Here is an 18,913-nt window from a genome sequence, read left to right on the forward strand (position 1 = left end):
TTGCCCCCTCGGATTTTCATTGGGCAACCCCCCAACTGAGGGGATATCCCTCCACCTAGAGGGTTGCCCCCTCGGATTTTCATTGGGCAACCCCCCAACTGAGGGGATATCCCTCCACCTAGAGGGTTGCCCCCTCGGATTTTCATTGGGCAACCCCCCAACTGAGGGGATATCCCTCCACCTAGAGGGTTCGCCCAGCGGCCAGATACCGAGCGGCCGGGCACCAGGTCGCGGGGGCGCCGTACCGGCGGGCGTGAGATCGCTCGGCGGCGTACCGGCGGTGGTGAGGTCGGTTGGCGCCGTACGGGCAGGTGCTCGGCCCACGCGACCCGCATCCGTGGCGGCCCCGTCCCGTCCACGCCCGGAATTTGGACGGATACCCCCTGAGGTTGCTCCTTCTCCCCTCAAAATTTGAGCAGAGAAGGGGCCAGTTGGAGGGATATCCGTTGAAATGCGCCGGGGTGGGGCGGTGAGGATGGGAGGGACGACTCGGCCGGCGGTGAGGGTGGGTGGGGCGACTCGGCCGGCGGTCAGGGTGGGTGGGGCGACTCGGCCGGCGGTCAGGGTGGGTGGGGCGACTCGGCCGGCGGTCAGGGTGGGTGGGGCGACTCGACCGGCGGTGAGGGTGGGTGGGGCGGTCGAGGGGGCCTCAGCTAGAGAGCGCGTTCCGGCGTGTTGCGACGCGAGAGCAGACGGCGGCGCGGCTCTTCGCGGTCGACCCAGTCGAGGTCGTCGCCCAGTACGGCGTCGTTGGTGCGGTCGGCGTACGGGTCGGGCGGCGGCGGGACCGGGGGCAGCGCGCGCAGCTTCAGCGCGACCATCGGGACCGCGAGCAGGACGGCGACGACGAGCCAGGCGCCGTACTCGCGCAGGATCGGCTCGAAGGAGTTGAAGAACGCCTTCATGGCGGCGTCGACCGTTGCGTTCAGGTTCTGTGCGGCCGGTGCGCGGTCGACGGCCTGGATCGCGGCGACCACTCCGAACGACGCGAGGTACCAAGCCGTGAGCGGCACCCAGAAGTACGCCGAACGCCACCCGCGCAGCCAGCAGGCGCCGTACAGGAGCAGGGCCAGCCCGGCGCCGACGAGGAGTCCGTTCAGCTGCCAGAGCCAACTGAAGTCGGCCAGTTGGCCGGCCGGACGCAGCGCGTACCAGGCGATCGGGAGGGCGAGGGCGAAGGCGGCAACCACCGAGCTTCTGGTGCCCAGGGCACCGAAGACGGCGCCGACGGCACTTGCCGCCAGCAACGAGATCAGCAGACCACGTTCATCCCAAGGGTTCCCGCTCAGCCACCATGCGCCCGCGGCAACGATCAGGACGACCGGTACGGCGGCGCGCACGCGGGCGACCAGCAGACCGGCCAGCACTCCCCCGGCGAATCCGCCGAGGAGCAACAGATCCAGCCGGGGCGGTACGAACAGCGTCGCACCGCCCGGCAGACCCTTCAGGTACGCGGCGGAGAAGCCACCCACGAACCAGGCGACAACAGCAGCCGGGATCGACCACAGGTAGCGCATTCACATCCCCGTTCCCACCCCAACCGAGGCGGACGGGGTTAGTGCTGGGCTCTCTCGACCTTGTTCTTCAAGTCTTCCGCTGTGTCGACGGTAGCTCCCTCGGACCGCAACCAGCCGTCAAGACTCGCCCGATCCTGCAGAGACATCACGGCGACCACGTCACCCGGCTGCGCCTGGGCGACCAGGGACTGCGCCGCCTCCAGCTCGGTCGGGAAGGCCGGTACGTCGTCGACGCCGACCGACGCGGCTCCTTCGCGGAAGACGGCCTCCAGCTCGGACGGCGGCCGGCCGCGCAGGTACTCACTCTTGTGCCCGATCGCGACCAGGTCGGCGCCTCGGGCACCGATCGCGCCGAGGGCGGAAACCATGTCGTCGGCCCGGTCACCCGGCGAGCCGAGGGCGAGCAGCAACCGGCCGCCCTCGTGACGCACGCCGTTCATGATCTCGAGCAGGGCTTCCAGACCGGCCTCGTTGTGCGCGAGGTCGATCACCACGGTGAAGCCGCGCAGCGAGTACATGTTCATCCGGCCCGGGTTGTTCTCGTTCGGCGCGAACGAGCTCAGCCCTTCGATCACCGCGGCCCGCGGCAGCCCGAGCCCGAGTGCCGCCGAGGCGGCCGCGAGCGCGTTCTCCACGTTGTAGTGCGACAGGCCGGACAACGTCATCGGTACGTCGACCACCTTGAGCAGCGGCTCCGGGTCGGTCGCCTGATCGAGCACCGTGATGAAGCCGTCGAGGATCGTGGTCGCCCGGCCGCCCTCGTCGAGGACAGAACGGATCGACGGCGAGTCGGGATCGCGGGAGAACACCCAGCACTTGGCCGGTGAACCGAGCCGCATCGCGAAGGTCCGCGGGTCGTCGCCGTTCACTACACACCAGCCGCGCGGGCGGGTGATGTGCGTGATGACCGCCTTCACCTCGGCGAGCTGGTCGACGGTGTCGATCCCGCCCAGGCCGAGGTGGTCCGCGGTGACGTTGGTGACGACCGAGACGTCGTTCGACACGACACCGACGCCGCGGCGCAGGATTCCACCGCGCGCGGTCTCGGTGACGGCCAGCTGGATGCCCGGCTGGGACAGCACCTGTCCAGCACCGCTCGGACCGGAGAAGTCGCCGTACTTGACGAGCTCGCCGTCGAAGTAGACGCCGTCGGTGCTCGACCAGCCGACGTGCAGCCCGGCCGCGCGACCGATGTGCGCGATCATCCGCGAGGTCGTGGTCTTGCCGTTGGTCCCGGTGACCGCGACGACCGGCACCTTGGGCCGGATGGTCGGCGGCACGTTGCCGGGCGGCTCGTTGCGCACGCGCTCGCCGACCGACGCCATCAGCTCAGGCAAGTGTTCGGCACCGAACGCGTCCAGCACCTCGACGATCGCAGCCGCGAGAGCGCGCGCCCGCTGTTCGTGGGCCCAGGGGAAGGCCACGACCAGCCGGTGGTTGTCGGACTCGGGCCGGACCCGAACGCCGATCCGGCCGATGCCGGCCTCGCGCGCGATCCGCCGTACGACGTGACCGGTCACGCGGATCGCGAACCGCTGCCGGAACCCGGAACCGATCCGGCCCGGCCGGGTCGCGCCCAGGCCAACGGCCTGCGCATACGCCTTCGCGGCCGGCGCCGGGGCGTCCACCAACGCGGTCACGTCGAGCGTGAGCTTGACCGCCGCGCGGCTGAAGTAGAGGTTGGCGCCGTCCAGGACACGGAGCTCAACCAAAGAGGTCGTGGGCACTACGCTCCCATCGCGTGGTAGCCGCCGTCGACGTGAATGATCTCGCCGGTGGTGGAGGGGAAGAAGTCACTGAGCAGGGCAACGATGGTCCTGCCGGTGGGTTCGAGATCGGTCGGGTCCCAGCCGAGCGGGGCGCGCTCCAGCCAGGGCTCCTCGAACTTCTCGAAGCCCGGGATCGCCTTCGCGGCCAGGGTCTTGAGCGGGCCGGCCGAGACCAGGTTGCAGCGGATGCCCTGCGCACCGAGGTCGCGGGCCAGGTACCGGCTGGTCGACTCGAGGGCAGCCTTGGCCACGCCCATCCAGTCGTAGCCCGGCCAGGCCACGGTCGCGTCGAACGTCATCCCGACGACACTGCTCCCGCGCGGCATCAGCGGCGCGCAGGTGGTCGCGAGCGACTTCAGCGAGTACGCCGAGACGTGCACCGCCTGGGCCACGTCCTCCCAGGGGCCCTCGAGGAACTTGCCACCGAGGATCGTCTCCGGGTTCCCGTACGCGATCGAGTGCACGACGCCGTCCAGGCCGTCGACATGCTCCCGTACGGCGTCCGGCAGCGCGGCCAGGTGATCGGCGTTCGTCACGTCCAGTTCGAGCACCGGCGGTTCGACCGGGAGCCGCTTCGCGATCCGCTTGGTGATGCTGAGCGCGCGGCCGAAGTTCGAGATCAGGACCGTGGCGCCTTGTTCCTGCGCCACCTTGGCCGTGGCGAAGCCGATCGAGGAGTCCAGTGTGACCCCGGCGACCAGGATCCGTTTGCCGTCGAGGATGCCCACCGGCTTCCCCCTTTCGTTCGCAGAGAGGTTGTTGGCTAGTTGCCCATACCGATGCCGCCGTCGACCGGGATCACCGCTCCGGTGATGTACCCGGCCTCTTCGGAGGCAAGCCAGCGGACCGCGTACGCGATCTCCTCGGTCAGCCCGAAGCGGCCGAGCGGGATCTGGCTCAGGTACTGCTTGGAGGTCTCTTCCGGCAGTACGGCGGTCATGTCGGTCTCGACGAAACCGGGGGCGACCACGTTCGCGGTGATGCCGCGGCTGCCGAGCTCCCGCGCGATCGAGCGCGCCATCCCGACCAGACCGGACTTGCTGGCCGCGTAGTTCACCTGACCGGCCTGGCCGAGCAGACCGACGACCGAGGAGATGAAGACGATCCGGCCCTTGCGCAGCCGCAACATGCCCTTGGCCGCCCGCCGCGCGACCCGGAACGACCCCGTGAGGTTGGTGTCGATGACCGAGTCCCAGTCGTCGTCGGACATCCGCAGCAGCAGCGTGTCGCGGGTGATGCCGGCGTTGGCCACCAGCACCTCGACCGGACCCTGCTGCTCCTGGATGGTGTCGAACGCGGCGTCGACCTGCTCCTGGTCGGTGATGTCGCACTTGACGCCGAGGAACCCCTCGGGCGGCGGGCTGCTGTTGTAGGTGACGGCGACCTGGTCACCGGCTTCCTTGAACGCAGTAGCGATCGCCAGCCCGATCCCCCGGTTGCCACCGGTCACCAATACAGACCTGCCCACAAGAACTCCTCACACGTCGCCAGTCGTAGCCGAACGCTATCGCCCGCGCCCCCGCCCCCACTCCCCCGGGTCACCCGCCCCGCATTTGCCTGGCTAGGCACCCATATTGGGGGTTCCGCACCGTGAACCAGAGTGCGGAACCCCCGACGCGGGTGCCTAGCCAGCGAAAGGGGGACCGTCAGGAGTCTTCGAGCCGGAAACCGACCTTCAGTCCGACCTGGTAGTGGTCGATCTGGTTGTCGACGATGTGCCCGCGGATCTGGGTCACCTCGAACCAGTCCAGGTGCCGCAGGGTCTCCCCGGCCCGGCTGATCGCGTTCGTGATCGCCTCGTCCACCCCCTCCTTCGACGTACCGACGAGCTCCGTGACCCGGTAAGTGCGATCCGTCATCAGGCTTCCTTCCGTAGCGGCGTACCGTGGTTGATGGTGAGGAGGATAGATGTCCAAACGTCGTGAACGCCCCGGCGAAACGGTCATTTCGGTGACCAGTGCCCAGCCCGGCCGTTCCGAGGACCTGGACAGCCGCATCATCCGGTACGCCGCGATGATGGCGCTGCGGGTCGCGTGTTTCGTGCTGGCCGTGTTCACCCCGTCGCCGTGGCGCTGGCTGTTCGTCGTCGGTGCGGTGTTCCTGCCGTACTTCGCGGTCGTGCTGGCCAACGTCGCGAAGACCGCGACGCAGGACGGCGGCACCCCGTACGTCGCTCCCGAGCGGCCCTCGCTGGAGGCCTCACCGGGCCCCGTGATCCGGGTCGAACCCGACGAAGAACCAGTGCGACGGACCGACACCGAAAAGTGATCTGTGCCGGGACTGGAAAGTTCGCCGGGTTCCGTGTCAGAATCTCCCGCGTGCGCTGAAGTTCACTGTTGGAATTCAGCCTCTTGATGCGGCGTCGGACGGCTCCCCCCGTGGCTGTCCGACGTCGCTTCATTTGTGCCTGGGACGATTTACCCCAAGCTATTGATAATTGAGGGATCAGGAATGGCAATGCCCGAGATCTGCTCGGCCAAGGGCTGCGGCAACGCCGCCACCTGGGCCGTGCTGTGGAACAACCCGAAGATCCACACCCCGGACCGGCGGAAGACCTGGCTGGCGTGTGACGAGCACAAGGCGTCCTTGTCGGACTTCCTCGACCGCCGCGGATTCCTTCGCGACGTCGAACCATTCACCAAGGCTTAGCGAAAAACTGCATTTCCCGATTAACCGCCGATGGCCGACATCGGCCGCGCGGGTTGCAGGAACGCAGGATCGTTGATCCCGTGGCCGGGGAGTTTCTTCCACATCGCCCGCCGCCAGCGATCCGCGAGTTCCGCGTCATCGGCGCCGGCGCGCAATGCGGTCCGCAGATCCGATTCGGTCCGGGCGAACAAGCAGTCGCGCACCTGACCGTCAGCCGTCAGCCGCACCCGGTCGCAGTCACCACAGAACGGCCGGGTGACGGACGCGATGATCCCGACCGTCTGCTCCCCACCGCGGACGCTGAAGATCTCGGCCGGCGCACTCCCCCGGGCCGCCGCGTCCGTCGGCTCCAGACCGAACTGCTCACCGAGCCGCTCGAGGATCTCGTCCGCCGTCACCATCGTGGCGCGGTCCCAGCCGTGCTGCGCATCCAGTGGCATCTGCTCGATGAACCGCAGCTCGTAGCCGTGGTCCAGGCAGAACTGCAGGAGCTCCGGAGCGTGGCTGTCGTTGATTCCACGCATCAGTACGGCGTTCACCTTGACCGGCGACAGGCCGGCCTCCTGAGCGGCGGCCATCCCGGCCAGCACGTCCTTCAGGCGGTCCCGCCGGGTGAGTTGCTCGAAGGTGTCCGGGCGAATGGTGTCGAGACTCACATTCACCCGATCCAGACCGGCCGCCTTCAGCGCGACCGCCTGCCGGGCCAGACCGATGCCATTCGTGGTCAAAGACACCTCGGGCCGCGGCGTGAGCGCCGTCGTACGGTCGATGATGCCGACCAGGCCGCGGCGCAGGAGTGGCTCACCGCCGGTGAACCGGATCTCGTGGACGCCGAGCTGAGTGACTGCGATCCCCACCAGGCGGACGATCTCGTCGTCGGTGAGCAGCTCCGGCTTGGCCAGCCAGTCGAGCCCCTCTTCCGGCATGCAGTAGGTGCAGCGCAGGTTGCAGCGGTCCGTGAGCGAGACCCTGAGATCCGTGGCGATCCGGCCGTACGTGTCGGCCAGTCCTGCCTGAGTCACCTCTTCGGTCGCGGTCACCCGCCCAGAGTACGTGCCGGGCGTTGAGAGTTATGGGGCATGGCTTAAGTTCGAGACGTGCGTCGATTGATGAACGTCCGATGGCTCGGCGCCGCGCTGACGATCCTGGTCCTGGCCACGGTGTGCATTCAGCTCGGCCGCTGGCAACTGCATCGGCTGCATGACCGCGAGGCCCGCAACGAGGTCACCCGGTCGAATCTCGCTGCGCCGCCGGCCCCGATCGACCAGATCGTCGGTCCGCAGGCCGTGGTCGGCGACCAGCATGCGTGGCGCACCGCGGTCCTCACCGGCCGCTTCGACGCCTCGAAGCAGATAGTTCTGCGCTATCGGAACGTCAACGATCGGCCCGGATTCGAAATCATCACGCCGCTGATCCTCCCTGACGGCAAGGGTGTGCTGATCGACCGCGGGTTCCTGGCCCGCCAGGGCGCCGAACTCGCCCCGGGCAACGTTCCCGCCGTACCGGCTGGTGAGGTGACGATCACCGGCCGGCTGCAGCGCAGCGAACGCGGTGGGCACACCAACGGCGGTACGCCGGACAACGGGACGGCGCGGCTGATCAACGGGCCCGAGTACGCCAAGGCTCTTGGTCTGGACCTGTACGACGGTTATGTCACCGTCGACAGCCAGGTCCCGGCCAACGACCCCGCGTTCGGGAAGTTCCCCGGGCCGGAGATCGACAACGGGCCGCACTTCTTCTACGCCCTGCAGTGGTTCATGTTCGCGCTGCTCGCGGTCGGCGGCCTGATCTACTTCACCCGCCGGCCGGCCACCAACGCCGCCGGCGAAGTTGTTGCCGAGCGCAACGACGTACCGGAACCCGCCGTCGGACGGGACTAACCAAACGAACGCTTGCCGACGGCCACGAACTTCGAGATGCAGACCTGGCAACGGTGAGGCAGGATGGTGCCGTGGACCTTGGACTGCGCGACCGCATCTATATCGTCACCGGTGCCAGCACCGGCCTCGGCTTCGCTACCGCGAAGGCTTTGGCCGCCGACGGAGCCCGGCTCGTCATCTCCAGCCGGAGCGAGGAGAACATCGCCCGGGCCGCCGCCGAGCTCGGTGAGAACGTGGTCGGCATCCCGGTCGACAACGCCGACCCGGAGAGCGCCGAGCGGCTGGCCGCCACCGCGATCGCGAAGTGGGGTGCGCTGCACGGCGCCCTGATCAGCGTCGGTGGCCCGAAGCCCGGCACGGTACTGGACTCCGACGAGGCCGACTGGACGGCGGCCTTCAACAGCGTCTTCCTCGGCGGCCTGCGGATCGCCAAGTCGGTCGCCCGGGCCGGCTCGGACGGCACCTCGATCGCGTTCGTCCTGTCCACCTCGGTCAAGGCCCCGATCCCGGGCCTGGCCATCTCCAACGGCCTGCGCCCCGGCCTGGCCATGGTCGCGAAGACCCTGGCCGACGAGCTCGGCCCGAACGGCGTCCGCGTCAACGGCCTGCTCCCCGGCCGGATCGCGACCGACCGGCTCAAGGAGCTCGACGGCAAGGGCGGCGACCCCGAGGTGGCCCGCCGCAGCGCCGAGCGCACCATCCCGCTCCGCCGGTACGGCGACCCTGACGAGTTCGGCCGGGTTGCCGCCTTCGTACTCTCCCCCGCCGCGTCCTACCTGACCGGCGCCATCATCCCGATCGACGGCGGCGCCCTCCGCTCACTGTAAGACGCGATCTTCTCATCAGTTCCCGGTATTTACTCGCACAGATCACAGGGGCGCTGTTATCTTTTAACAGCCTCATTCGCCCCCTGGGAGGAACTGATCCATGCGACGAACCAAGATCCGGACGGCCGGCGTACTGCTTGGCACCCTTGCGTTGGTGGTCACCACGAGCGGCGTCGCGAACGCCGCGTCGTTCAGCTACGGCGCCTACGAGGGAGGCGGCTGGGGGTCCTGGCAGGAGGACCCGGGCGACGACGGCGAACCGGGGGACTCGATCCAGGCGTGCGACATGAAGGCGGACGGGTGGGGAATCGAGGTTCGGCTGGACATCGGCCGCGACGGCGACATCGACCGCAAGGTCAGCACCCGCGGTCACCCCGCCGACTACTGCTCGGGCTGGGCCAGCGGCAACATTCCTGAGGGAACCAAGGTCCGCGTCTGGGTCGTGAAGGTCAACGGCGACACCGACTACCACCCGGTGTACAAGGACGGCACCGCCTAATCGTCCTTCGGGCGGTCGCGGTCTTTTGAGGGCTGCACGCGCTTGGGCTCGCCGGGCATCTTCGGGTACTCCGGCGGATAGGGCAGGTCGGCCTCGCCGTGGTCACGCTCGTGCTTGGCCGACAGCTCCAGCAATGAGTCGAGGGAGAAGGCCTGCTCGCCGACCGCGGCGTGCAGGTCACCGACCTCGGCGAACCGGGCCGGCATCGTGAGCACGTCGAAGTCGTTCGGTACGACGTCCTCGAGCTCCTCCCAGCGCAGTGGCGCGGAGACGCGGGCTCGCTCGTTCGGCCGGACCGAGTACGCCGAGGCGATGGTGCGGTCGCGGGCCATCTGGTTGTAGTCGATGAAGATGCGTTCGCCGCGCTCCTCCTTCCACCAGTTGACCGTGACCTGGTCGGGCAGCCGTTTGGACAGCTCGCGGCCGAGCGCGATCACCGCCCGCCGGGCCTGGATGAAGTCCCAGCGCGGCTCGATCGGCACGTAGACGTGCAGACCGCGGCCGCCCGAGGTCTTCGGGAAGCCCTCCAGGCCGTGCTCGGCGAGCAGCTCGCGCAGCGCCGGGGCCACCGCGACCGCGCTCTTGAAGTCCGTCCCCGGTTGCGGGTCGAGGTCGATCCGCAATTGATCGGGGTTGTCGACGTTCGGACGCCGTACCGGCCAAGGATGGAAGGTCAGCGTGCCGAGGTTGACCGCCCACGCGACCACCGCGAGCTCGGTCGGGCAGACCTCGTCGGCGGGCCGGCCGCTCGGGAACTTGATGGTCGCGGTCTCCACCCACTCGGGCGCGCCCTTGGCCACCCGCTTCTGGTAGAACGCGTCGCCGCGGTTGTCCGCCCGGGTGGAGAGTTTGGCGCCCTCGAACCAGCCGCCCGGCCAGCGCTCCAGCGTGGTCGGCCGGTCCCGGAGCGCGCCCAGGATGCCGTCGCCGACCGCGACGAAGTAGTTCACGATGTCGAGCTTGGTCAGCCCGCGATCCGCGAAGTACGGCTTGTCGGGGTTGCTCACCCGGACCTGCCGCCCACCGATCTCGAGCTCGATCGCCTTGGTCGCCGCCATGGCCGCGACGCTACCGCCCGGCACCGACGAAACGTCGAAGATTCGGCGGAAAGACAAGTTTTCGCAACCCCTGGCCACGGCCAGTAACTGGGCGGTAACGTCTCAGCACCCTCGTTCCTGGGGCGTGAGGCCCCCGGGACGCTGACCAAGGAGCGCGAGGATGAACAGATCCGCCCTGTTCGCCGCTGCCACCGCAGTTGCGACCACCACCGCCCTCGGGCTGACGTCGGCCACCACCGCCACCGGTGCGCCCACGGCAGCCCCCGTCCCCACGCCGGCCGCCGCCGTCGCCCAGGCCAAGGCCGCTCTCGGCGACCACCTCGCCGCCCTCAAGGCGACGGGCGCCGACGCGTTCGCCGTACGGGATGTGATCGTCGACAAGGACGGCGCCACCCACGTCCGGATGGACCGCAGCATCGGCGGCCTCAAGGTCCTCGGTGGCGACGTGGTCGTCCACCAGGGCGTCCAGGGCGCCTGGCAGGGCATCAGCCAGACGCTGACCCGCAGCGCGAACGTCGGCCGGACCCCCAAGGTCAGCGTCGCGACCGCGACCAGCAAGGCGCTCGGCAAGGGTCTCAAGGCCGAGGGCAAGCCCGCTCTGGTGATCGAGGCCCGTAAGGGCGCGCCGCGGCTGGCCTACCTGGTCACCACGACCGGCACCCAGGCCGACGGGACGCCGAGCCACATCACCACCACGGTGGACGCGCTGACCGGCGCCAAGCTGATCAGCGAGCAGCACATCGAGACCGCGACCGGTGACGGCCAGAGCCTGTACTCCGGCACCGTGCCGCTCGACACCACGCCGGCGACCGGTGGCTTCACGCTGACCGACCCCGTCCGTGGCGGCGGCTTCACCGGGGATGCGAACAACAAGACCGAGTCGATCCTGTGCACGCTGTTCGGCATCAGCTGCATCGTGCCGACCAAGTACACCGACGCCGACAACCACTGGGGCACCGGTACGACGGCCGACCGCGCCAGCGCCGCTGTCGACGCCCACTACGGCGCTGCGACGACGTTCGACTACTACAAGAACACCCACGGCCGGAACGGCATCTTCAACGACGGCAAGGGTGTCCCGAGCCGCGTGCACTACGGCTCGAACTACGTCAACGCCTTCTGGGACGGCAAGCAGATGACGTACGGCGACGGCGACAACGTCGCAGCCGGTCCGCTGGTCTCGATCGACGTGGCCGGTCACGAGATGTCCCACGGCGTCACCTCCGCCACCGCGAACCTCACCTACTCGGGTGAGTCCGGCGGCCTGAACGAGGCCACCAGCGACATCATGGGCACGCTCGTCGAGTTCTACTCGAACAAGGCCGCCGACCCGGGCGACTACTACATCGGTGAGCGGATCATGAAGGACCGCGTCGCGCTGCGCTTCATGGACCAGCCGAGCAAGGACGGCAAGTCCGCCGACTGCTGGTCGTCCGGTGTCGGCAACCTCGACGTCCATTACTCCAGCGGCGTCGCGAACCACTTCGCGTACCTGCTCGCCGAGGGCACCGGCCCGAAGACCATCGGCGGTCTCCCACACAACGGCACGACCTGCAACAACTCGACGCTGAACGGCATCGGTCACGACAAGCTCGGCAAGATCTGGTACCGCGCGCTGACCGTCTACATGACGACCAGCACGAGCTACGCCCAGGCCCGGACCGCGACGCTGAGCGCCGCCACCGACCTGTACGGCGCCAGCAGCCCCGAGCGGGCCGCTGTGGCCGCAGCCTGGACCGCGGTGAGCGTCAACTAATGCGGTGAATTCGCCGGTCCTGTCCCACTGGGGCGGGCAGGACCGGCGAATGATCCCCCGTGCCCTCATGGGCAACAACCAGCTGTTCACCAATTGGACCTTGGCGCAGACCGGTCCGGGTGTGAGAATCCGCGACATGTCTGCCCACAGCCGACCACGACGCCGCCTGGGCGCTCTGGTCATCAGTTCCACACTCATCGCCTCCGGAGCGGCTGTCTTCAGCGCCGTACCGGCGGGCGCCGCGTCCACCTCGGTCGTCATCACCGAGGTGTACGGCGGTGGCGGCAACAGCGGTGCGCCGTACACGAACGATTTCGTCGAGCTGACCAACAACAGCGCGTCCCCGGTCGACCTGACCGGCTGGACGGTCCAGTACGCCTCCGCAGCCGGCACCTCGTGGACCAACAAGATCACTCTGACCGGCTCGATCGCCCCTGGCGCGGTGTACCTCGCGCAGGGCGCATCCGGCGGCGCCAACGGGCAGCCGCTGCCGACGCCGGACGCCACCGGCACTGTGAACATGTCCGCCGCCTCCGGCAAGGTCGCACTGGTCAAGACGGCCACCAGCCTGAGCTGCACGACCGGCTGCGCCACTGCGCCCGGCGTGATCGACTTCGTCGGGTACGGCGCCGCCAACGACTTCGAGACCTCCGCCGCGCCGGGGACGTCGAACACCACGTCGGCCACCCGCAAGGTGCCGACCACGGACGCCGACAACAACGGCACCGAGTTCGCCGAGGTCGCTCCGTCGCCGAAGGTGCTCACCAACACCCCGCCGCCGCCGGACCCGATCGACGCCAAGATCCACGACATCCAGGGCGCCGCTCACCTCTCGCCGCTGAACGGCAAGCCGGTCCGGAACGTGACCGGTGTCGTGATCGCGAAGAGCGGCAACGGTTTCTGGTTCCAGGACACCGAGCCGGACGACAACCCGGCGACCAGTGAGGGCCTGTTCGTCTTCACCAGCTCCGCGCCGACCGTCAACGTCGGCGACGCGCTGAACGTGGCGGGCACCGTCTCCGAGTTCCGGCCGGGCGGCTCGGGTGGGGTCACGAACCTCACCACGACCGAGCTGACCCAGGCGAAGATCACGGTCACCGGAACGGCCGCCGTACCGGCTCCGACCATCGTCGGCCCGGGCGGGCGCGTACCGCCGGCCACCGTGATCGACAACGACTCGTCCGGAGACGTCGAGACCACCGGCACGTTCGACCCCGCGGAGGACGGCCTGGACTTCTGGGAGTCGCTCGAGGGCATGTGGACCGGCATCAACACGCCGGAGGTGACCGGCCCGACGAGCTCCTTCCGCGAGCTGTCCGTCGTACCGGCCGGCTCTGGTCTGCGGACCGTCCGCGGCGGCATCCTGCTGCAGCCGACCGACAGCAACCCCGAGCGGATCCTGCTCGACGACCTGCTGGTCCCGATCCCGGACGCCAAGACCGGTGACAAGCTCGCCGGGACGGTTGCCGGTGTCGTCGACTACGCGTTCGGCAACTTCAAGCTGCTGCCGACCACCACGCCGACCGTCGTCGACGGTGGGGTGAAGCGGGAAGCCACCAAGGCGTCCTCGCTGCTGCAGGTCTCGGTCGCGACGTTCAACGTGGAGAACCTGGACCCGTCCGACGGTGAGGCCAAGTTCGACGGACTCGGCCAGGCCGTGGTCAAGAACCTCGCGTCGCCCGACATCATCGGGCTCGAAGAGGTCCAGGACAACGACGGTGCGACCAACTCCGGTACGACGGCCGCCAACGTCACGCTCGACCTGCTGACCGCGGCGATCGTGAAGGCCGGCGGACCGAAGTACGCCTACCGCCAGATCGACCCGGTGAACAACGCCGAGGGTGGCGAGCCGGGCGGCAACATCCGGGTCGCGTTCCTGTACCGCACCGACCGGCCGGTCAAGTTCGTCGACCGCGCGGGCGGCGGTTCGACCGTCGCGACCACGATCACCACCGACCGGTTCGGCCGGCCGCACCTGAGCGCCTCCCCCGGCCGCGTCGACCCGGCCAACCCGGCCTGGGCCGCGACCCGCGTGCCGCTGGCGGGCGAGTTCACCTGGCTCGGCCAGAGCCTGTTCGTGGTGGTCAACCACTTCAGCTCCAAGGGCGGCGACACGCCGCTGTGGGGCCGGACCCAGCCGCCGGTCCAGTCGTCCGCGCCCAAGCGGCACCAGCAGGCGCAGGCGGTCCGTGGGTTCGTCGACCAGCTGTTCGCCAAGGACCCGGGCGCGAACGTGATCGTGCTCGGTGACCTGAACGACTTCGACTTCTCCGAGACCACGAACATCCTGGTCGGCGCGGGCAAGACCGCGCTGATCGACATGCCCCGGACGCTGCCGCTGCCGGAGCGCTACAGCTACGTGTTCGAGGGCAACAGCCAGATCCTCGACCAGATCCTGATCTCTCAGAACCTCCGGCCGGCCTCGTCGTACGACGTGGTGCACATGAACGCGGAGTTCCCGGACCAGATCAGTGACCACGACCCGCAGGTGGTGCGCGTCATTCCACTGCCTTCGTGGATCCACTGATTGCGTGAGCCTTACGTCGGTGGTCTGGGCGGGGTTTTCTTGCCCGGACCACCGATACTGGTGAAGTGACTGATTCGACCAAGCAGTACGCCGTACAGAAGTCTGACGCGGAGTGGAAGGCGCAGCTGTCCCCCGCCGAGTTCCAGGTGCTGCGCAAGGCCGGGACCGAACGTCCGTTCACCGGTGAGTACACCGACACCAAGACCGTCGGTGTCTACAAGTGCCGGGCCTGTGACGCCGAGTTGTTCCGGAGCGAGACCAAGTTCGACTCGCACTGCGGCTGGCCGTCGTTCTTCGCGCCGCTGGCCGAGGACCGGGTCGACTACATCACCGACACCACGCTCGGCATGAAGCGGGTCGAGGTGCGCTGTGCGAACTGCGGCTCGCACCTGGGCCACGTGTTCGAGGGCGAGGGCTACGGCACCCCGACCGACCAGCGGTACTGCATCAACAGCGTCAGCCTGAGCCTGCAGCCGGAGTAGCCCAGTTCCCGCGGATCAGCCGCGGCCTCTACCCGGCGTCCCCACCGCCCGGCCCTCACCGCCCGCCGTACCGGCGTACCGACGTACCCACCGCCCGCCCCTCACCGCCCGGCGTACCGGCGTACCGGCGTACCGGCGTACCGGCGTACCGGCGTACCGGCAATTTGAACGGATAACCCCTGAGGTTGCCCCTTCTCCCCCCGAAATTTGACGGGAGAAGGGGCACTTTCACGGGTCATCCCCTCAAGTTGCTGGTTCTCTCCTCATCGAGTGCCCCGCCACCGACCTTGAGCACGGCCCAACCACTTCGGCCGGCGTCACGTGGTTGAGGGGTGCACAAAGTGACCCGCCCACCCGACCTTGAGCACGGCCCAACCACTCCGACCGGCGTCACGTGGTCGAGGGGTGCACAAAGTGACCCGCCCACCCGACCTTGAGCACGGCCGAACCACTCCGACCGGCGTCACGTGGTCGAGGGGTGCACAAAGTGACCCCGCCCCCCGACCTTGAGCACGCCCCAACCACTCCGACCGGCGTCACGTGGTCGAGGGGTGCACAAAGTGACCCGCCCACCCGACCTTGAGCACGGCCCAACCACTCCGACCAGCGTCACGTGGTCGAGGGGTGCACAAAGTGACCCGCCCACCCGACCTTGAGCACGGCCCAACCACTCCGACCGGCGTCACGTGGTCGAGGGGTGCACAAGGTGGCTTACGGGGTTGGGGGTGGCGGTCCGGCGATCGTGGGTTTCGCGGGGTGGGAGTGCGCGCGGTTGACGGGGCGGTCGTCGGTGAGTTTTCGTCGCCTGGACCCGAAAAACTCACCGATAGCGCAAGCTCCGGGCATCACGTACCTCAGCCACAGCCCGTCAGCCCCAGGCAACGTGCACCTCGGTCGCCGACCGCACCATCCCCCTCAGCCATCTGCTTGGCGCGCGCGAAGCTTTCAGTCGACCGCCGGAGGCGGTCGGGTCGCGCGGCGGGCCAGGTGAGCGACTCGGCCGGCCACGTCGCGCTGTGGCTGAGCTTGGCGTCGGCCGATCAAAAGACGGGGTGGCTGGGCAATGCGGTGGCTGCGGGGGATGGTTCGGCCGGTGACCGCGCTCACCGTTGCCTAGGGCTGACGGGCTTTGGTTGCGGTCGGAAAAGAAGCCTCGCGGGTTCACCGTTGCTGGCCGGCCGGCCGGCTGGCGGGCCGGCGGGTTGTGGTTGCGATCTGGGAACGACGCCGGCGGGTTCGCGGTTGCTTGGGGTGACGGGCGTTGAGTCCGCGAAAATAGGGCGCTTTGGTGATCGGGCTGTACAGACCGACTGTTAGTAGGCGGACGGAGCGGGCGTGCTGCAGCGTGACGGAGGCGCCGAAAAGGGGCGGCTGGTAGGCGTAGTAACAGTCGGTGTGTACGTAGCCGGCAGATCCAACTCATGCGCCGCAGCGGCCGCAGCCCCGGCAACGCCGGGTAACCCACACATCGAGCAGGAGAACCCCATTTGAGGGGAGAAGGGTCAGCGCCCTTTTGCTGGGCCTTCCGGCACCGGTTGCTTGAACGGATATCCCCTGAAATGCGCGGGGCGGGAGGCGCGTCCCGCGGAGGGGTTCACCCGCTCGCGAGCACGGTGGGTTCAGTGGCGGGGCCAGGAGGGATCGGGGAGGATCCACCCCCCGGATCCGTCCCGAATCCTCCCCGAACTCGCTCGAGGCGGGTGGCTTTCCTCCCCAAACCGGTTTGGGGAGGAGGCGTTGTCCCGGAAGCGGTTTGGGGGAGGACGCGATTGTCTCGGAGGCGGTTGGGGGGTTGGGCACCGGATGGCGAGATGCTCGGGGCGCCGGGGATCAGGCATCGGAAGGTGACTCGGCTGACGCGCTGGGCCGGCGCACGCTGGGCCGGCGCGCACTGGGACGCTGCGGGGCGGTTCGTGACCGGCGGTCCCATAGACTGCAACGGTGCTGGATGTCCTGGGTGCTGAGCAGTCATGGGAGGTGCCGGGGGCTTGGGTGACGGCCGTCCGGCAGAGGATGCACGGCTGGGGCCAGGACCAGCGGTCCTTGCGGCCGCTGCGTCCCGACGCCTTCGCGGGGTTCGCGAAGGGGACGCCGGCCGGCGTCTGGTTCACCGCTCAGGTGGCTCCGCTGCTGGCCGGGTGGATCCCGGTTCTGCATGGCGATCATGCCGATCTCGGTGCGGTGCTGACGCGTGAGTTCCAGCGTTCGCCGTACCAGATCGGTGGTGCCGGGCACATCGTCCGGGTCGCGGCGACCGACTGGCCGCTGCAGGTGCTCGCGGGTGCGCAGGGCTTCCGCGAGCAGGGCCGCAAGCATGCGGTCGAGGTGTCGCGCGACGTCGTTGCGATGTTCGTCGACGCTCCCCCGCTTGCTGCCCGCGCGAAGGCGTTGACGGCCGCGTTCGACCGGGTCCTCGCCGACCGCGAGGCGATCCACATCCATATGACGGCCGACTACCCGACGATCGTCCAGTACTGGCGCACGACCGCGCTCACGGCCGCTGAACTCGCCGTACTGCCGGAGTTGGCCGGTCCGAACGCTGCGCTCAAGTACTCGCTGAACTCGCTGCGGGACGCGCACGCCAAGCTGCTGATGACGATTCCGGACGAGGACGCCGGTGACTTCGCCCAGCTGATGGCCGGGATGATCCTGGCCGGCCGGCTCACCAACCTTCCGCCGGGAGTGGCGCAGATCCTCGGTCCGGCGGCTCACGACGTCGAGAAGGCTTTCGCGTCAGCACGGACCGGCTTCCGCCCTCAGGCATGGCTGAATACGAACACCGAGTGGCTGGCGCGCGCCGTACGGCATGATCAGCGCGCTGCCGCCCGAGCCTGGGCTGCGGCGGCGACGCGGGTCTCCGTGCACCTGTCCGGTGCGCTCGGGGACGCGCCGTGGCCGGATCCGCTGATCCCCGATCTGGATGCGTTGTTCCGGCTGCTCGATCGGGATCGCCGACCGACGGCGGCGGTGGAGCAGAAGGAGACCTCGCTCTCGTCGGCCTGGGACAACGTCCAGGGCACGCCCAAGGAGCAGAAGCCGGTCGAGCTGGGACCGGTCGACTTCACCAACGATCCGCTGGCTGAGCTCGACTCGCTGGTCGGGCTGGAGTCGGTGAAGGACTCGGTCCGCAAGATGGTGGCCGAGGTGAAGACCAACCTGCGTCGCCAGGAGCTCGGTCTGCCCAGCCACGAGCGCGCTCGGCACATGGTGTTCGTCGGCAAGCCCGGTACGGCGAAGACGACGATCGCGCGACTGTTGAGCCGCATCTACCACCAGCTCGGCGTACTGGAGAAGGGTCACGTGGTCGAGGTCGACCGGTCCGACCTGGTCGGATCCAGCACCGGTACGACGGCGCCGATGACCGCGGAGAAGTTCCGCGAGGCGATCGGCGGCGTGCTGTTCGTCGACGAGGCGTACACGCTCGTCCCGGAGAACAGCCCGGGTGACTACGGGCTCGAGGCCATCGCGACGATCCTGAAGCTGATGGAGGACCACCGCAACGACTGCATCGTGATCGTCGCCGGGTACCACCGGGAGATGCAGCGGTTCATGGAGTCCAACACCGGTCTGGCGTCACGGTTCCCGAAGCTGCTGTCGTTCGCCGAGTACGACACCAACCAGCTGGTCGAGATCTTCCAGCTGCAGGCCCGGTACAAGGGCATGACGTACAGCGACGACGTCCTGGACGTGGTCCGGTCGATCATTCCGCCGTCGCCGCGAGGCCACAACTTCGGCAACGGCCGTTTCATCCGCAACGTCCTCGAAGAGGCGATCTCCAACCAGGCCACGCGGTTGTCGACGCGCGACCCCGACGCCCTCACCGAGAAGGACCTCCGCGAGCTCCTCCCCGAAGACGTCCGCCCGCCGATGTCCATGCGCGCCGAGGACTACCTCTTCCAGAAGCCCGGCACATAATCCCTAGCGTCCGAAGGGCGCGCGGGGGTCGTCG

General features: G+C 68.7%; 16 protein-coding genes. 9 read left to right on the forward strand and 7 right to left on the reverse strand.

Features of this window, described 5'->3' with window-relative positions:
• Positions 1 to 653: 653 nt before the first annotated feature.
• From ACFVWG_RS04055 to ACFVWG_RS04075, 5 genes are all read right to left on the reverse strand, one after another.
• Positions 654 to 1,517 (reverse strand): hypothetical protein, encoded by an 864-nt coding sequence (locus tag ACFVWG_RS04055; RefSeq protein WP_391541640.1) that lies wholly within the window; start codon positions 1,515 to 1,517, stop codon positions 654 to 656.
• A 38-nt stretch (positions 1,518 to 1,555) separates the two neighbouring features.
• Complete coding sequence (locus ACFVWG_RS04060) at positions 1,556 to 3,244, reverse strand: Mur ligase family protein (protein WP_391541641.1); 1,689 nt, start codon at positions 3,242 to 3,244, stop codon at positions 1,556 to 1,558.
• Positions 3,244 to 4,014 carry an enoyl-ACP reductase FabI gene (fabI, locus tag ACFVWG_RS04065; protein WP_391541642.1) on the reverse strand — a complete coding sequence of 257 codons (771 nt, stop codon included), beginning with the start codon at positions 4,012 to 4,014 and terminating at the stop codon, positions 3,244 to 3,246. Before fabI ends, ACFVWG_RS04060 begins: the two co-directional genes overlap by 1 nt.
• 35 nt (positions 4,015 to 4,049) lie before the next feature.
• A complete protein-coding gene (fabG, locus tag ACFVWG_RS04070) occupies positions 4,050 to 4,754 on the reverse strand; it encodes a 3-oxoacyl-[acyl-carrier-protein] reductase (protein ID WP_391541643.1) in 705 nt (234 codons plus the stop codon).
• A gap of 178 nt (positions 4,755 to 4,932) precedes the next feature.
• Positions 4,933 to 5,145: a dodecin gene (locus ACFVWG_RS04075; protein ID WP_391541644.1), complete on the reverse strand. Its 213-nt coding sequence runs from the start codon at positions 5,143 to 5,145 to the stop codon at positions 4,933 to 4,935.
• 49 nt (positions 5,146 to 5,194) lie between these two features.
• On the opposite strand from ACFVWG_RS04075, the gene ACFVWG_RS04080 reads away from it, so the two are divergent.
• Both ACFVWG_RS04080 and ACFVWG_RS04085 read left to right on the forward strand, forming a co-directional pair.
• Positions 5,195 to 5,554, forward strand: a complete 360-nt coding sequence (locus tag ACFVWG_RS04080; RefSeq protein ID WP_391541645.1) for a DUF3099 domain-containing protein — start codon at positions 5,195 to 5,197, stop codon at positions 5,552 to 5,554.
• A gap of 183 nt (positions 5,555 to 5,737) precedes the next feature.
• Positions 5,738 to 5,935 (forward strand): hypothetical protein, encoded by a 198-nt coding sequence (locus ACFVWG_RS04085; protein ID WP_391541646.1) that lies wholly within the window; start codon positions 5,738 to 5,740, stop codon positions 5,933 to 5,935.
• Positions 5,936 to 5,955: 20 nt separating this feature from the next.
• Here ACFVWG_RS04085 and moaA read toward each other — a convergent pair whose 3' ends face one another.
• Positions 5,956 to 6,975 carry a GTP 3',8-cyclase MoaA gene (gene moaA / locus ACFVWG_RS04090; RefSeq protein ID WP_391541647.1) on the reverse strand — a complete coding sequence of 340 codons (1,020 nt, stop codon included), beginning with the start codon at positions 6,973 to 6,975 and terminating at the stop codon, positions 5,956 to 5,958.
• A gap of 57 nt (positions 6,976 to 7,032) precedes the next feature.
• On the opposite strand from moaA, the gene ACFVWG_RS04095 reads away from it, so the two are divergent.
• The 3 genes from ACFVWG_RS04095 to ACFVWG_RS04105 all read left to right on the forward strand — a co-directional run bounded on the left by ACFVWG_RS04095 (position 7,033) and on the right by ACFVWG_RS04105 (position 9,141).
• Complete coding sequence (locus ACFVWG_RS04095; protein WP_391541648.1) at positions 7,033 to 7,815, forward strand: SURF1 family protein; 783 nt, start codon at positions 7,033 to 7,035, stop codon at positions 7,813 to 7,815.
• Positions 7,816 to 7,886: 71 nt separating this feature from the next.
• Positions 7,887 to 8,642 (forward strand): SDR family oxidoreductase, encoded by a 756-nt coding sequence (locus tag ACFVWG_RS04100; protein WP_391541649.1) that lies wholly within the window; start codon positions 7,887 to 7,889, stop codon positions 8,640 to 8,642.
• Positions 8,643 to 8,742: 100 nt separating this feature from the next.
• The gene (locus tag ACFVWG_RS04105; protein ID WP_391541650.1) at positions 8,743 to 9,141 is read left to right on the forward strand and encodes a hypothetical protein; all 399 of its coding nucleotides are present in this window, start codon (positions 8,743 to 8,745) and stop codon (positions 9,139 to 9,141) included.
• Here the strand turns inward: ACFVWG_RS04105 and ligD are convergent.
• Positions 9,138 to 10,199 (reverse strand): non-homologous end-joining DNA ligase, encoded by a 1,062-nt coding sequence (ligD, locus tag ACFVWG_RS04110; RefSeq protein ID WP_391541651.1) that lies wholly within the window; start codon positions 10,197 to 10,199, stop codon positions 9,138 to 9,140. The genes ACFVWG_RS04105 and ligD overlap by 4 nt on opposite strands.
• A gap of 160 nt (positions 10,200 to 10,359) precedes the next feature.
• On the opposite strand from ligD, the gene ACFVWG_RS04115 reads away from it, so the two are divergent.
• The 4 genes from ACFVWG_RS04115 to ACFVWG_RS04130 all read left to right on the forward strand — a co-directional run bounded on the left by ACFVWG_RS04115 (position 10,360) and on the right by ACFVWG_RS04130 (position 18,879).
• Positions 10,360 to 11,955, forward strand: coding sequence for a M4 family metallopeptidase (locus ACFVWG_RS04115; RefSeq protein ID WP_391541652.1), 1,596 nt, complete (start codon positions 10,360 to 10,362; stop codon positions 11,953 to 11,955).
• Between the two features lie 136 nt (positions 11,956 to 12,091).
• Positions 12,092 to 14,482: a lamin tail domain-containing protein gene (locus ACFVWG_RS04120; protein ID WP_391541653.1), complete on the forward strand. Its 2,391-nt coding sequence runs from the start codon at positions 12,092 to 12,094 to the stop codon at positions 14,480 to 14,482.
• A gap of 65 nt (positions 14,483 to 14,547) precedes the next feature.
• A complete protein-coding gene (gene msrB / locus ACFVWG_RS04125) occupies positions 14,548 to 14,964 on the forward strand; it encodes a peptide-methionine (R)-S-oxide reductase MsrB (protein WP_391541655.1) in 417 nt (138 codons plus the stop codon).
• Between the two features lie 1,941 nt (positions 14,965 to 16,905).
• A complete protein-coding gene (locus tag ACFVWG_RS04130) occupies positions 16,906 to 18,879 on the forward strand; it encodes an AAA family ATPase (RefSeq protein WP_391541656.1) in 1,974 nt (657 codons plus the stop codon).
• Positions 18,880 to 18,913 lie beyond the last annotated feature (34 nt).

This window comes from Kribbella sp. NPDC058245 (genome assembly GCF_042882005.1).
Lineage (GTDB): Bacteria > Actinomycetota > Actinomycetes > Propionibacteriales > Kribbellaceae > Kribbella.